The sequence below is a fragment of the Micromonospora sp. RTBAU3-60 genome, from assembly GCF_054963695.1.
Genome location: NZ_JBUEGB010000005.1, coordinates 222,483 through 234,960, shown reverse-complemented (window position 1 = coordinate 234,960; position 12,478 = coordinate 222,483). Strand labels below are relative to the sequence as shown.

At 71.1% G+C, this 12,478-nt stretch carries 10 protein-coding genes; 2 read left to right on the top strand and 8 right to left on the bottom strand.

Features of this window, described 5'->3' with window-relative positions; translation table 11 throughout:
• Positions 1-20: 20 nt before the first annotated feature.
• Positions 21-2,141: a PhoX family protein gene (locus ACY34I_RS07750; RefSeq protein WP_462753826.1), complete on the top strand. Its 2,121-nt coding sequence runs from the start codon at positions 21-23 to the stop codon at positions 2,139-2,141.
• A gap of 76 nt (positions 2,142-2,217) precedes the next feature.
• Here the strand turns inward: ACY34I_RS07750 and ACY34I_RS07745 are convergent, their stop codons facing one another.
• Complete coding sequence (locus ACY34I_RS07745) at positions 2,218-3,000, bottom strand: IclR family transcriptional regulator (protein ID WP_462753824.1); 783 nt, start codon at positions 2,998-3,000, stop codon at positions 2,218-2,220.
• A gap of 174 nt (positions 3,001-3,174) precedes the next feature.
• On the opposite strand from ACY34I_RS07745, the gene ACY34I_RS07740 reads away from it, so the two are divergent.
• Positions 3,175-4,359, top strand: a complete 1,185-nt coding sequence (locus ACY34I_RS07740) for an MFS transporter (protein WP_462753822.1) — start codon at positions 3,175-3,177, stop codon at positions 4,357-4,359.
• Between the two features lie 128 nt (positions 4,360-4,487).
• Here the strand turns inward: ACY34I_RS07740 and ACY34I_RS07735 are convergent, their stop codons facing one another.
• The 7 genes from ACY34I_RS07735 to nuoI form a co-directional block, all read right to left on the bottom strand.
• Positions 4,488-5,570, bottom strand: coding sequence for a polyprenyl synthetase family protein (locus ACY34I_RS07735; protein ID WP_462753820.1), 1,083 nt, complete (start codon positions 5,568-5,570; stop codon positions 4,488-4,490).
• Between the two features lie 86 nt (positions 5,571-5,656).
• Positions 5,657-7,210 carry an NADH-quinone oxidoreductase subunit NuoN gene (gene nuoN / locus ACY34I_RS07730; protein ID WP_462753818.1) on the bottom strand — a complete coding sequence of 518 codons (1,554 nt, stop codon included), beginning with the start codon at positions 7,208-7,210 and terminating at the stop codon, positions 5,657-5,659.
• Entirely contained in the window at positions 7,207-8,739 is a 1,533-nt protein-coding gene (locus ACY34I_RS07725; RefSeq protein WP_148799712.1) for an NADH-quinone oxidoreductase subunit M, read from the bottom strand. Before ACY34I_RS07725 ends, nuoN begins: the two co-directional genes overlap by 4 nt.
• A gap of 64 nt (positions 8,740-8,803) precedes the next feature.
• Entirely contained in the window at positions 8,804-10,762 is a 1,959-nt protein-coding gene (gene nuoL, locus ACY34I_RS07720) for an NADH-quinone oxidoreductase subunit L (protein WP_462753816.1), read from the bottom strand.
• 10 nt (positions 10,763-10,772) lie between these two features.
• Positions 10,773-11,072: an NADH-quinone oxidoreductase subunit NuoK gene (gene nuoK, locus ACY34I_RS07715; protein ID WP_073834091.1), complete on the bottom strand. Its 300-nt coding sequence runs from the start codon at positions 11,070-11,072 to the stop codon at positions 10,773-10,775.
• Positions 11,069-11,839: an NADH-quinone oxidoreductase subunit J gene (locus ACY34I_RS07710; RefSeq protein WP_462753813.1), complete on the bottom strand. Its 771-nt coding sequence runs from the start codon at positions 11,837-11,839 to the stop codon at positions 11,069-11,071. Before ACY34I_RS07710 ends, nuoK begins: the two co-directional genes overlap by 4 nt.
• Positions 11,836-12,477 carry an NADH-quinone oxidoreductase subunit NuoI gene (nuoI, locus tag ACY34I_RS07705; protein ID WP_148799706.1) on the bottom strand — a complete coding sequence of 214 codons (642 nt, stop codon included), beginning with the start codon at positions 12,475-12,477 and terminating at the stop codon, positions 11,836-11,838. Before nuoI ends, ACY34I_RS07710 begins: the two co-directional genes overlap by 4 nt.
• Position 12,478 lies beyond the last annotated feature (1 nt).

Below are 12,478 nucleotides of genomic sequence, written 5' to 3'. Positions count from 1 at the left end.
TTCCCCAGGAGGCACCTCCGATGAGCGACCGTCCCCGGCTGCTCCCGCTGCTGGGCGCCACCCGGCACGGCTCCCGCGACGCGATGACCTGTCGGTACCGGTGCGGCAACGCCTGCGACCACCCGGTACCGAACCCCTCCGACAACCCGTACTTCGGGGACCTGGTCGAGGCCGAGGTGTCCCGGCGCGGCGTGGTCCGGGCCGGTGCCGTCGGCGCCCTGGTGCTCGGGTTCGGCGGCAGCGTCGCCGGTGCGCTGGCCGGTGCGGCCCCGGCCGCCGCCGCGCCGGCCGCGCCGGCCGTCCCGGCTGCGGGCGAGGCCGCCGCGCCGCAGGGCGGGGTGGGCAGCGGCGCGCTGACCTTCAAGCCGATCCCGCCGAACAAGCTCGACACCCTGGTCGTCCCGAACGGGTACGACCACGCCGTCGTGATCAAGTGGGGCGACCCGGTGGTCCCCGGCGCGCCGGAGTTCGACGTACGTGCGCAGACCGCCGCGGCCCAGGCCAGGCAGTTCGGCTACAACAACGACTTCGTCGGCGTGCTGCCTCTCGACCGGAAGCGGGCACTGCTCGTGGTCAACCACGAGTACACCAACGAGGACCTGATGTTCCCCGGCTTCACCAGCCAGGACGCGCTCTCGGTGGAGCAGCTGCGGGTGGCGATGGCCGCGCACGGCATGTCCGTGGTGGAGATCGAGCGGGTGGAGAGCACCGGCCAGTGGCGGCCGGTGCGCAACGGGCGGCGGCAGTACAACCGGCGGGTGACCGCGCTGGCCACGACGTTCGAGCTGACCGGTCCGGCGGCCGGCTCGGCCTGGTTGCGCACCGCCGCCGACCCGAAGGGTCGTACGGTGGTCGGCACGCTAAACAACTGCGCCGGCGGGGTCACCCCGTGGGGCACGGTGCTCTCCGGTGAGGAGAACTTCAACCAGTACTTCGTCGGCGGCGACGGTGCGCCGGCGGAGCTGAAGCCGAAGCTGGCCCGCTACGGCATCCCGACCGACGTGCGCCACCCGAGCGGCAGCCGCAAGTGGGAGCGCGCCGACGAGCGCTTCGACCTCGCGAAGCACCCGAACGAGGCGCACCGGTTCGGCTGGATCGTCGAGATCGACCCGTTCGACCCGGACAGCAAGCCGCGCAAGCACACCGCGCTGGGCCGGTTCAAGCACGAGGGCGCCAACGTCATCGTGGCGAAGGACGGCCGGGTGGTCGCGTACATGGGCGACGACGAGCGGTTCGACTACCTCTACAAGTTCGTCTCGGACAAGAAGTTCCTGCCGGGCGGCTCCTCGGTGGCCCGCCGGCACAACCTGACCCTGCTGGAGTCCGGCACGCTCTACGTGGCCGCCCTGGCGGGCAACAGCGCCGCCGAGATCGACGGCAGCGGCAGGCTCCCCACCGACGGGGCCTTCGACGGCCGGGGCCGGTGGATCAAGCTGGTCAGCGGCAACCGCTCGTACGTCGACGGGATGACCGCGGCCGACGTGCTCACCTTCACCCGCCTCGCCGCGGACAAGGTCGGTGCGACGAAGATGGACCGCCCGGAGGACGTCGAGCCGAGCCAGCTCACCGGCAAGGTGTACGTGGCGCTGACCAACAACACCGACCGGGGCAAGGCCGGCAAGGCGCCCGCCGACGAGGCGAACCCGCGCAACCTCAACAAGCACGGGCAGATCCTGGAGCTGGTCGAGGACCGGGGCGACAACACCGCCGAGACGTTCACCTGGTCGCTGCCGATCGTGTGCGGCGACCCGGCCGACCCGTCCACCCACTTCGCCGGCTACGACAAGACCAAGGTCTCGCCGATCTCCTGCCCCGACAACGTGGCCTTCGACGCCACCGGCAACCTCTGGATCTCCACCGACGGCAACGCGCTGGGCAGCAACGACGGCCTCTTCGTCACCGCCGTGGACGGCCCGGAGCGGGGCCACCTGAAGCAGTTCCTCACCGTGCCGCTGGGCGCGGAGACCTGCGGCCCGTTCGTCACCAGGGACAACCGCTCGGTCTTCGTGGCCGTGCAGCACCCGGGCGAGATCACCGGCGCGTCGGTGGAGAACCCCGCCTCCACCTGGCCGGACGGCGACTTCGCCAAGCCGGGCGTGGTGGTGACCTGGCGCCTCGACGGCGGCCCGATCGGTAGCTGACCTCATCCCCGGGCGGTCCGGCGCTGGACCGCCACCGAAGGGCCTCTCCCCCGCCGGGAGGGGCCCTTCGGCGTGATCAGGTGTCGGCGGCGATGCCGTCGGCCACGGCGCGGGCCACGGCGAGCAGCTTGGCCCGGACCACCCGGGCGGAGGTCATCATCTCGCTGGCCGGCAGCGCGCAGGCCAGCACCACCCGGCGTTCGATGTCCTTGTCCGGGGTCACCACCACCGCCGCGCAGGCCACCCCCTGCCGGAACTGCCCCAGCTCCAACTGCATGCCGCGCCGGTCACCGGCCGCCAGGTCGGCCTCGAACGCCTCCGGGCTGGTCAGGGTGCCGCTGGTGAACGGGCGCATGCCGTACTCGCGCAGGTAGCGGAAGCGCTGCTCGGGGGTGAGCGTGGCGAGCAGGCTCTTGCCGAGGGCGGTGGCGTGCGCCCCCTCGTCGAAGCCCGGCACCAGGTCCTCCAGGTAGGGCGAGCGGGGCCCCTCGGCCACCGCCGTGACCGCCACCTGGCCGCCCACGAAGCGCCCCAGGTAGTGGCTCCAGCCGGTGTCCGCAGCGGCCCGCCGCAGCGACTCGCCGACCGCCGGCGGCCCCCGGAAGGCGGTCACCAGCTCCCGGTACCGGTCGGCCACCTCCAGGCCGACGATGTACGTCCCGTCCTCCCGCCGGATCACGTAACCCTCGTACGCCAGGGTGCGCACCAGGTGGTACGTGGTGGCAACGGTCAGTTCGCACCGGCGGGCGATCTGCTTGACGGTGAGTCCCCTCGGCGCACGGCCGACCGACTCGAGGACTCGAAGCGCGCGGGAGACACTTCGGATCAGGTCCGAAGGTTCCGCCAAGGGGTCACGCACAACCACCTCCGCCGCCGGGGACTTACACCATATGAAAAACAGGCCGCGCGCGAAATGCCTGTTCGGATCGAGGATGCCAGATCACCGGGCACAGACCGTGCACCGACAGACACGATCAGCTGCCAAAACGTGACGGCCGCCGCCGAAATGTGGCCGGCGTAGGTTTGGCTGGCCATGACTGACACCGTGCTGCACCCCGCACCGCCCACCTCCCGCCGTACCGTCCGCGCCAGCGCGGGCGCCATCGCCACCACCATCGCCTGCGTCCTGCCCGTCTTCCTGGTCGGCGGCCTCGCCGTCCAGATGGGCGACGAACTGGGCTTCTCCCCCGCCGGGCTGGGCCTGGCCGTCGCGGTCTACTTCGGGATCAGCGCGCTCGCGTCGGTCCCCTCCGGCGCGCTGGTCGAGCGGTACGGCTCCGCCGTGGTGGCCCGCGCCGGCATCCTGCTCTCCGCCGGCTCGCTGCTGGCCGTGGCGGCGCTGGCCCGGTCGTACCCGGTGCTGGTCGCCCTGCTCGGGCTCAGCGCCGCCGCGAACGCCCTCGGGCAGCTCGCCAGCAACGCGGCGCTGGCCCGGCACGTGCCTGCCCACCGGCAGGGACTCTCGTTCGGGGTGAAGCAGGCCGCCATCCCGGTCTCCACCCTGCTGGCCGGGGCGGCGGTGCCGACCATCGCGCTGACCGCCGGCTGGCGCTGGGCGTTCGTGGCCGCCGCCGGGGCGGCGCTGGCCGCGCTGCCGGCCGTACCCGAGCAGGAGCGCGAGCCGGCGTGGACCGCCACCACCGGGCGGGCGGGCCGGGCCACCGTGGCGCTGGTGGTGATCGGCCTGGCCGCCACCCTGGCGTCCGGCGCGGCGAACGCGCTGGGCACCTTCCTGGTGGACTCGTCCGCCGGCCGGGGGCTGTCACCGGCCCTGGCCGGCCTGACGCTCACCCTGGGCAGCGCGGTGTGCGTGCTGGCCCGGATCGGCGCCGGCTGGCTCGCCGACCGGCGGGAGACCGGGCACGTCGCGCTGATCGCCGGCATGCTGGTGGTCGGCGCGGTCGGGCTGGCTCTGCTCGCGGTGGCCGGCCGGGCACCGCTGGTCGCCGGCGTGCTGCTCGGCTTCGGGCTCGGCTGGGCCTGGCCCGGGCTGATGAACTTCGCGGTGGTCCGGCTCCATCCACAGGCTCCGGCCGCCGCCACCTCGATCACCCAGACCGGGGTGTACGCAGGCGGCTGCGTCGGCCCGCTGTGCCTGGGCGCCCTGGCCGGCGCGTTCGGCTACCCCACCATGTGGGCCTCGGCCGCCGGGTCGATGCTCCTCGCCGCCCTCCTCATGCTCACCGGCAGCCGCCTCCTGTCCCGCTCCACCCCCTAACCCACCCCCGCGGGCCCGATCCGCCCGTCCCGCCCGGTGATCATGAAGTTGTTGCCCACCAGTACGGCGTGTCGTGACAACAACTTCATGATCGACCGTGCGGTCGGGGGTGGGGTGAGAGCGGGGGGTTAGCTGGTGCGGTCGGCGATGTAGTCGCAGAGGGATTCGAGGGCGCGGCGGGCCGGGCCCTCGGGGAGAGGGGCGAGCTGGGCTCGGGCGTCCTCGGCGTAGCTGCGGACGGTCTCCCGGGCGCGCTTGAGCGCCGGGGACTCGCGGAGCAGGCCGAGCGCCTCGGCGTGCAGCGCGTCGTCGACCAGCGGACCGGTGGCCAGGATCTCCCGCAGGCGGACGCTCGCCGCGTCGGAATCGTCCGAGGCAAGCGCGTAGAGCACCGGCAGGGTCGGCACGCCCTCCCGCAGGTCGGTGCCGGGCGTCTTGCCGGACTGCACCGACTCGGAGGCGATGTCGAGCAGGTCGTCGGAGAGCTGGAAGGCCACGCCGATGATCTCGCCGTATCCGGCGAGGGCCTCGATGTGCTCGGCGGAGGCGCCGCCGAACATGCCGCCGAACCGGGCCGAGGTGGCGATCAGCGAGCCGGTCTTCTCGGCGATCACGTGCAGGTAGTGCGCGACCGGGTCGGTGCCGCGCGGGCCGACCGTCTCGGCGATCTGCCCGTGCACCAGCCGGGCGAAGGTGCGCGCCTGCAGCCGCACGGCCTCCGGGCCCAGGTCGGCCGCGATGTCCGCGGCCCGGGCGAAGAGGTAGTCGCCGACCAGGATCGCGACCGAGTTGGTCCAGCGCGAGTTGGCGCTCGGCGCACCTCGGCGCACGGCCGCCTCGTCCATGACGTCGTCGTGGTAGAGCGTCGCCAGGTGGGTGAGCTCCATCACCACGGCGGCCGGTACGACGTGGGCGCCGCTCGGGTCGCCGAACTGGGCGCCCAGCGCCACCAGCAGCGGGCGGAACCGCTTGCCACCGGCCTCGACCAGGTGCCGGGCCGCCTCGGTGACGAGCGGGTCGGCACTGGCCACACTGGTCCGCAACTCGCTCTCGACCCGCTCCAGGAGGCCCAGCACGGACGCCTCGACGCGCGGGTCGGCGAGGTGCAGGCCGAGCGCGCCGAACTGACCCGTGCCCTCCGGACCCCGACGACCGCCGGAGCCGGTGGCACCTGAACGCTCGCCAGCCGGTTTCACCACGCCTTCAACCATGCCACACCCGTTCGACCTGCCCGAAGAGGGGATACGACCGGGGGCCGGTACGCCAGGCGTACCGGCCCCCGACGGGAGAACCTCGGTCATCGCACGAATTCGGCGGCACCGTTGGCCAGGTCGAGCAGGGGTGCCGGGGCGACCCCCAGGACCAGAGTGGCCAGTACCCCGATGACCAGCGCCGCCGAGGTGAGAGCGCCCGGCACGGCGACCGTCGGGGTGGCGTCGCCCGGCTCGGAGAGCCACATCATCACCACTACCCGCAGGTACGGGAAGGCCAGCACCATGCTGGTCAGCACACCGGCGATCACCAGCCAGGCGTGGTTCGCGTCCAGCGCCGGGGCGAAGATCGCGAACTTGCTGGTGAACCCGCTGGTCAGCGGGATACCGGCGAAGGCCAGCAGGATGAAGGTGAAAATCGCGGCGAAGAACGGCGACCGGCGACCCAGCCCGGCCCAGCGGGACAGGTGGGTGGCTTCCCCGTCGGCGTCCCGGACCAGGGTCACCACCGCGAACGCGGCGATCACCGAGAAGCCGTACGCGACCAGGTAGAACATCGTGCCAGAGAGCCCGTCCTTGCTCGGCGCGAGCACGCCCACCAGCAGGTAACCCGCGTTCGCGATGGACGAGTAGGCCAGCAGCCGCTTGATGTCGGTCTGGGTGACCGCCAGCACCGCGCCGATCAGCATGGTCAGCACCGCCACCGCCCCGAGCACCGGGGTGAAGTCCCAGGCGGCACCGGAGAAGGCGACGTGGAAGACCCGCAGCAGGGCCCCGAACGCGGCGACCTTGGTGCAGGCGGCCATGAAGCCGGTCACCGGGGTCGGGGCGCCCTGGTAGACGTCCGGCGTCCAGACGTGGAACGGCGCGGCGGCGGCCTTGAAGAGCAGGCCGATGGCGAGCAGCGCCATGCCGGCGAAGAGCAGCACCTGGCTCGACGAGGACTCGGCGACCGCCGCGTGCACGGTGGCGAAGTCGACGCCGGCTGCGCGGTCCGGGATACCGGACGTGAAGCCGTACACCAGCGCCACGCCGAAGAGGAAGAACGCCGAGGCGTACGCGCCGAGCATGAAGTACTTCAGCGCGGCCTCCTGGCTCAGCAGCCGCCGGCGGCGGGCCAGCGCGCAGAGCAGGTAGAGCGGCAGCGAGAAGACCTCGAGCGAGATGAACATGGTCAGCAGGTCGTTCGCCGCCACGAAGATCAGCATGCCGCCGATCGCGAACGTGGTCAGCGGGTACACCTCGGTGGTGCCGCCCGCACCCGCGGCCTGCCGGCGGTCGTCGACCGACTCCGCGGTCACCGCGGCGTGCGCCACGAAGGCCCCGCCCCGCTCCACCGCCCGGTCACCGATGAGCAGCAGCGCCATCGCCGCCAGGATCAGAATCGCGCCCTGGAGGAAGAGCGTCGGCCCGTCCACCGCGATGGCGTGCCCGGCGGTGATCAGTCGGTCGTCGGCGTTGAGGATCACCATGGTCAGCGCCGCGAGCACCGCCACCAGGGCGAGCAGCAACTGCACCGGGTTGCGGAGCCGCCGCGGCACGAACGCCTCGACCAGGACGCCGACCAGGGCCGCGCCCAGCATGATCAGAATGGGAGCCAGCGCCGCGTAGTCGATCGACGGCAACTTCAGCTCGGTCATTTTGCGGCCTCCTGGACGCTGCCGACCTCCGGGGCGGGATCGGTCCGACCCACGTCCTGCATGGTCGCCTTCACGGCGGGGTTGATGACGTCGGTGACCGGCTTGGGATAGAAGCCGAGCAGCACGATCAGCGCGATCAGCGGGGCGACCACGACCTTCTCGCGCAGGCTCAGGTCACGGCGCATGCCGTCGACCTCGGTCAGGGCCGGGTTGAGCGTGCCCTGCGTGGTGCGCTGCACCATCCACAGCACGTACGCCGCTGCCAGGATGATGCCCAGCGTGGCGATCACCGCGACCGGCTTGTTGGTGGTGAACGTGCCGATCAGCACCAGGAACTCGGAGATGAACGGCGCGGTGCCGGGCAGCGCCAGCGAGGCGAGACCGGCGAAGAAGAGCACCCCGGCCAGCACCGGGACCAGCTTGCCCGCGCCGCCGAAGTCGCTGATCAGTGCCGAGCCACGGCGGGCGATGAGCATGCCCACCACCAGGAAGAGCAGGCCGGTGGCCAGGCCGTGGTTGAGCATGTAGAGCACCGCGCCGGTGCCGGCCTGGGTGGTGAAGGCGAAGATGCCGACCCCGATGAAGCCGAAGTGGGCGATCGACGTGTACGACACCAGCCGCTTGAGGTCGTTCTGCCCGACCGCCAGCAGCGCGGCGTAGATGATGCCGATCACGCCCAGCGCCAGCGCCCACGGGGCGAACCACTTCGACGCCTCGGGGAAGAGCGGCAGGCAGTACCGCAGGATCCCGAAGGTGCCGACCTTGTCCAGCACCCCGACCAGCAGCGCCGCCGCGCCGGCCGGGGCCGCGCCACCGGCGTCCGGCAGCCAGGTGTGGAACGGGAAGAACGGCGCCTTGATCGCGAACGCGAGGAAGAAGCCGAGGAAGAGCCAGCGGGCGGTGTCGGTCGGGATCTCGGCCTGGCTCAGCGCCTGCCAGTCGAAGGTCTTCCCGCCGACCACCCACAGGCCGATCACCGCGGCCAGCATGAACAGACCGCCGACCAGGGAGTAGAGGAAGAACTTGACCGCCGCGTACTGCCGCTGGTGGCCGCCGTAGCTGCCGATGAGGAAGTACATCGGCACCAGCATGACCTCGAAGAACACGTAGAACAGGAAGACGTCGGCGGCGGCGAAGACGCCGATCATCGTGCACTCGAGGACGAGCAGCAGCGCGAAGTAGACCGGCACCGAGCGCTTGGACGACTCGGCGTCGTGCCAGGAGGCCAGGATCACCAGCGGCACCAGGATCGCGATCAGCATCAGCATGACCAGCGCGATGCCGTCGGCCGCGAAGGTGAAGTTGACCCCCCAGTTGGGGATCCACGCGTACGACTCGCGGAACTGGAACCGGTCGCCGTCGACCTGGAAGGCGATCCACATGGCCACCGAGAGCACCAGCACCAGCAGCGACCAGGCGAACGCCACGAGCTTGGCGAGGTCCGGGCTGCGGCGCGGCAGCAGGGCCACCACCAGGGCGCCGACCAGCGGCGCCACCGTCAGCACCGAGAGGAACGGGAAGTTGGACATTATTCGGCCTTACCTCCGTCGTGACTGCGTGGCCCGCCGGCGGGGGCGGCCGTGTTGAGGTCGATCACGCCAGCCACCCCGCCTGCACCGCCAGGAACGCCGCCACGACGAGCAGCGCACCGGTCAGGATCGAGGTCGCGTACGACCGCACGAAACCGGTCTGCAGCCGCCGGAGCCGGCCCGAGCCTCCGCCCACCGCGGCGGCCAGGCCGTTGACCAGCCCGTCCACGCCCCGGTTGTCGAGGAAGACCAGCGCCCGGGTGAGGAAGATGCCCGGCTTCTCGAAGACCGCCTCGTTGAAGGCGTCCGTGTAGAGGTTCCGGCGCGCGGCGGTGACCAGCACGCCGGCCGGCTGCGGCACCGTGGCCGTGCCGTTGCGGAACAGGAACCAGGCCAGCCCGGCGCCGAGCACGGTCACCAGCAGCGAGAGCGCGGTGATCAGCCAATGGGCGAGGACCGGCTCGTGCTCAGGGTGTTCACCGCCGAGGCCGGCGGTGGCGGTCAGCCAGTCCGGTACGGAGGTGGAGAGCAGGAAGCCGGCGCCGACCGAGCCGATCGCCAGCAGGATCAGCGGGATGGTCATCAGCTTCGGCGACTCGTGCGGGTGCTCGATGTCCTCGGTCCAGCGGGCCGGGCCGTGGAAGGTGAGCACGAAGAGCCGGGTCATGTAGAAGGCGGTGAGCCCCGCGCCGAGCAGCGCCGCCCCGCCGAACAGCCAGGACGTCCAGTCCCCCCGCTCGAACGCCGTCGCGATGATCGGCTCCTTCGAGAAGTAGCCGGAGAGCGGCGGGATGCCGATGATGGCGAGCCAGCCCATCATGAAGGTCAGCCAGGTGACCTTCATGTACTTGGCCAGGTTGCCGAAGCGGCGGATGTCCACCTGGTCGTTCATGCCGTGCATGACCGAGCCGGCGCCGAGGAACATGTTGGCCTTGAAGAAGCCGTGCGCCAGCAGGTGCACGATGGCCAGCGCGTACGCCCCGCCGCCCAGGCCGACGCCGAGGAACATGTAGCCGATCTGGCTCACCGTGGACCAGGCCAGCACCCGCTTGATGTCGTCCTTCGCCGCGCCGATGAGGCAGCCCATCAGCAGGGTGACCGCGCCGACGCTGACCACCACCAGTTGCAGGGTGGCGTTCGCCGAGAAGATCGGGTTGGACCGGGCGATCAGGTAGACGCCCGCGGTGACCATGGTGGCCGCGTGGATGAGCGCGGAGACCGGGGTCGGGCCCTCCATCGCGTCCGGCAGCCACGCCTGCAGCGGGAACTGGCCGGACTTACCGGTGGCGCCGAGGAGGAGCAGCAGGCCGAGCACCAGCACCGTGGTCTGGCTCAGCGCACCGACGCCGCTGAACACCTCGTCGTACTGGGTGGTGCCGAGCTGGGCGAACAGCACGAAGATGCCGATGGCCAGGCCGGCGTCGCCGACCCGGTTCATCAGGAACGCCTTCTTGCCGGCCGTGGCCGCGCTCGGCCGGCCGTACCAGAAGGAGATCAGCAGGTACGACGCCAGGCCGACGCCCTCCCAGCCGAAGTAGAGCATCACGTAGTTGTTGCCGAGCACCAGCAGCAGCATGGCGGCGACGAAGAGGTTGAAGTACCCGAAGAACCGTCGCCGGCCCTCGTCGTGCGCCATGTACTCGACCGCGTACAGGTGGATCAGGAAGCCCACCCCGGTGATCAGCAGGACGAACACCGCGGCCAGCGGGTCGAAGAGCAGACCGAAGTCCACCTTCAGGTCGCCGACCGTGATGAACTGCCAGAGGCTCAGCTGGACCTGCTTGTTCTCCAGACCACGGAGCTGGAGGAAGTAGGTCAGGCCGAGCACGAAGGCGGCGCCGATCGCGCCCACCCCCAGCCAGTGGCCCCAGCGGTCCGCACGTCGGCCGAGCAGCAGCAGGATCGCCGCGCTGACCAGCGGGATCGCCACCAGCAGCCAGACGCTGCCGAGGAGCCCACTCGCCGGAGCGAAGGTGACGGCTCCGGTCGGTTCGGCTGCCGCGTACGTCAGAATCTCGTCCACCGCAGGCCCCTCAGTACTTCAGCAGGTTGGCGTCGTCGACGCTCGCCGAGCGTCGCGTCCGGAAGATCGACATGATGATCGCTAGCCCGACCACGACCTCGGCCGCCGCCACCACCATCACGAAGAACGCCATGATCTGGCCGTTCAGGTCGCCGTTGATGCGGCTGAAGGTGACCAGCGTCAGGTTGGCGGCGTTGAGCATCAGCTCCACGCACATGAACAGCACGATCGCGTTACGCCGGATCAGCACGCCGACGGCACCGATGGTGAACAGCACCGCGGCGAGGATCAGGTAGTAGTCCGGGGTCACTTTTCCGTCCCCTTCAACGAGGTCTCCTCAGCGGTCAGCTCCCGGACCGGCAGGATCTCCGGGATGCTCCGGTCGGTCAGCCGGCCGTCGGGCAGGCGGGCCGGGGTGGCCACCGAGGACGAGGTGGCGAAGACGCCCGGTCCGGGCTTCGGCCCCGGGTAGTTGCCGGGGCGGAACCGGGCCTTCATGGTGGCGATCTGGTCCATCCGGTCCTCCTTGCGCCGCTCCACGTGCGCCAGCACCATCGCGCCCACGGCCGCCGTGATCAGCAGCGCGGAGGTCAGCTCGAAGGCGAAGACGTACTTGGTGAAGAGCAGCCGGGCGATGCCCTGGACGTTGCCCTCGGCGTTCGGCTTGTCCAGGCCCACCGCCTGGACGCCCTCCAGCGCCCGGTAGAGGCCGCTGCCCACCAGGCCGGCGAAGCCGACACCGAGCACCACCGCGGCGACCCGCTGCCCGCGCAACGTCTCGATCAGCGAGTCGGAGGCGTCCCGGCCGACCAGCATCAGGACGAACAGGAAGAGCATCATGATCGCGCCGGTGTAGACGATGATCTGCACCATGCCGATGAACGGCCCGGCCTGCAGGACGTAGAACACGCCCAGGCAGAGCATGGTCAGCACCAGCCAGAGCGCGGAGTGCACCGCATTCCGCGCCCAGACCATGCCGATCGCGCCGATCAGCGCCAGCGGGGCGAGGATCCAGAAGGTGACCTCCTCACCCCCGGACACCTGGCCCGCCGCGGCGAGCACTGTCTGACTGGTCATGCTCCTGCTCCCTTGCCCGCCTCGGCCCGCTGCGCGGCCTGCTCGGCGCCGGGGAAGGTCACCCCCGGGTGCTCGTCCACCTGGTACCGGCCGGGGCCCATCGGCGAGTGCTCCGCGCCGGCGGAGGTGCCCGGGTTGGTCAGCCCGCCGACGTAGTAGTCCTTCTCGCTGTCACCCAGCCGCATCGGGTGCGGCGGCTGCTCCATGCCGGGCAGCAGCGGCGCGAGCAGCTGCTCCTTTGTGAAGATCAGGTCCTGCCGGCTGTCCCGGGCCAGCTCGTACTCGTTGCTCATGGTCAGCGAACGGGTCGGGCAGGCCTCGATGCAGAGCCCGCAGAAGATGCAGCGGGCGTAGTTGATCTGGTAGACGCTGGCGTACCGCTCACCCGGGGAGAAGCGCTGTTCCTCGGTGTTGTCGCCACCCTCCACGTAGATCGCGTCCGCCGGGCAGGCCCACGCGCACAGCTCGCAGCCGATGCACTTCTCCAGGCCGTCCGGGTGCCGGTTGAGGATGTGCCGCCCGTGGTAGCGCGGCGCCGAGACCGGCGGCTTGAACGGGTAGTCGGTGGTGACGACCTTCCTGAACATGTGCGAGAAGGTGACCCCGAAGCCCTTGAACGTTCCGGTGATCGCGCCCACG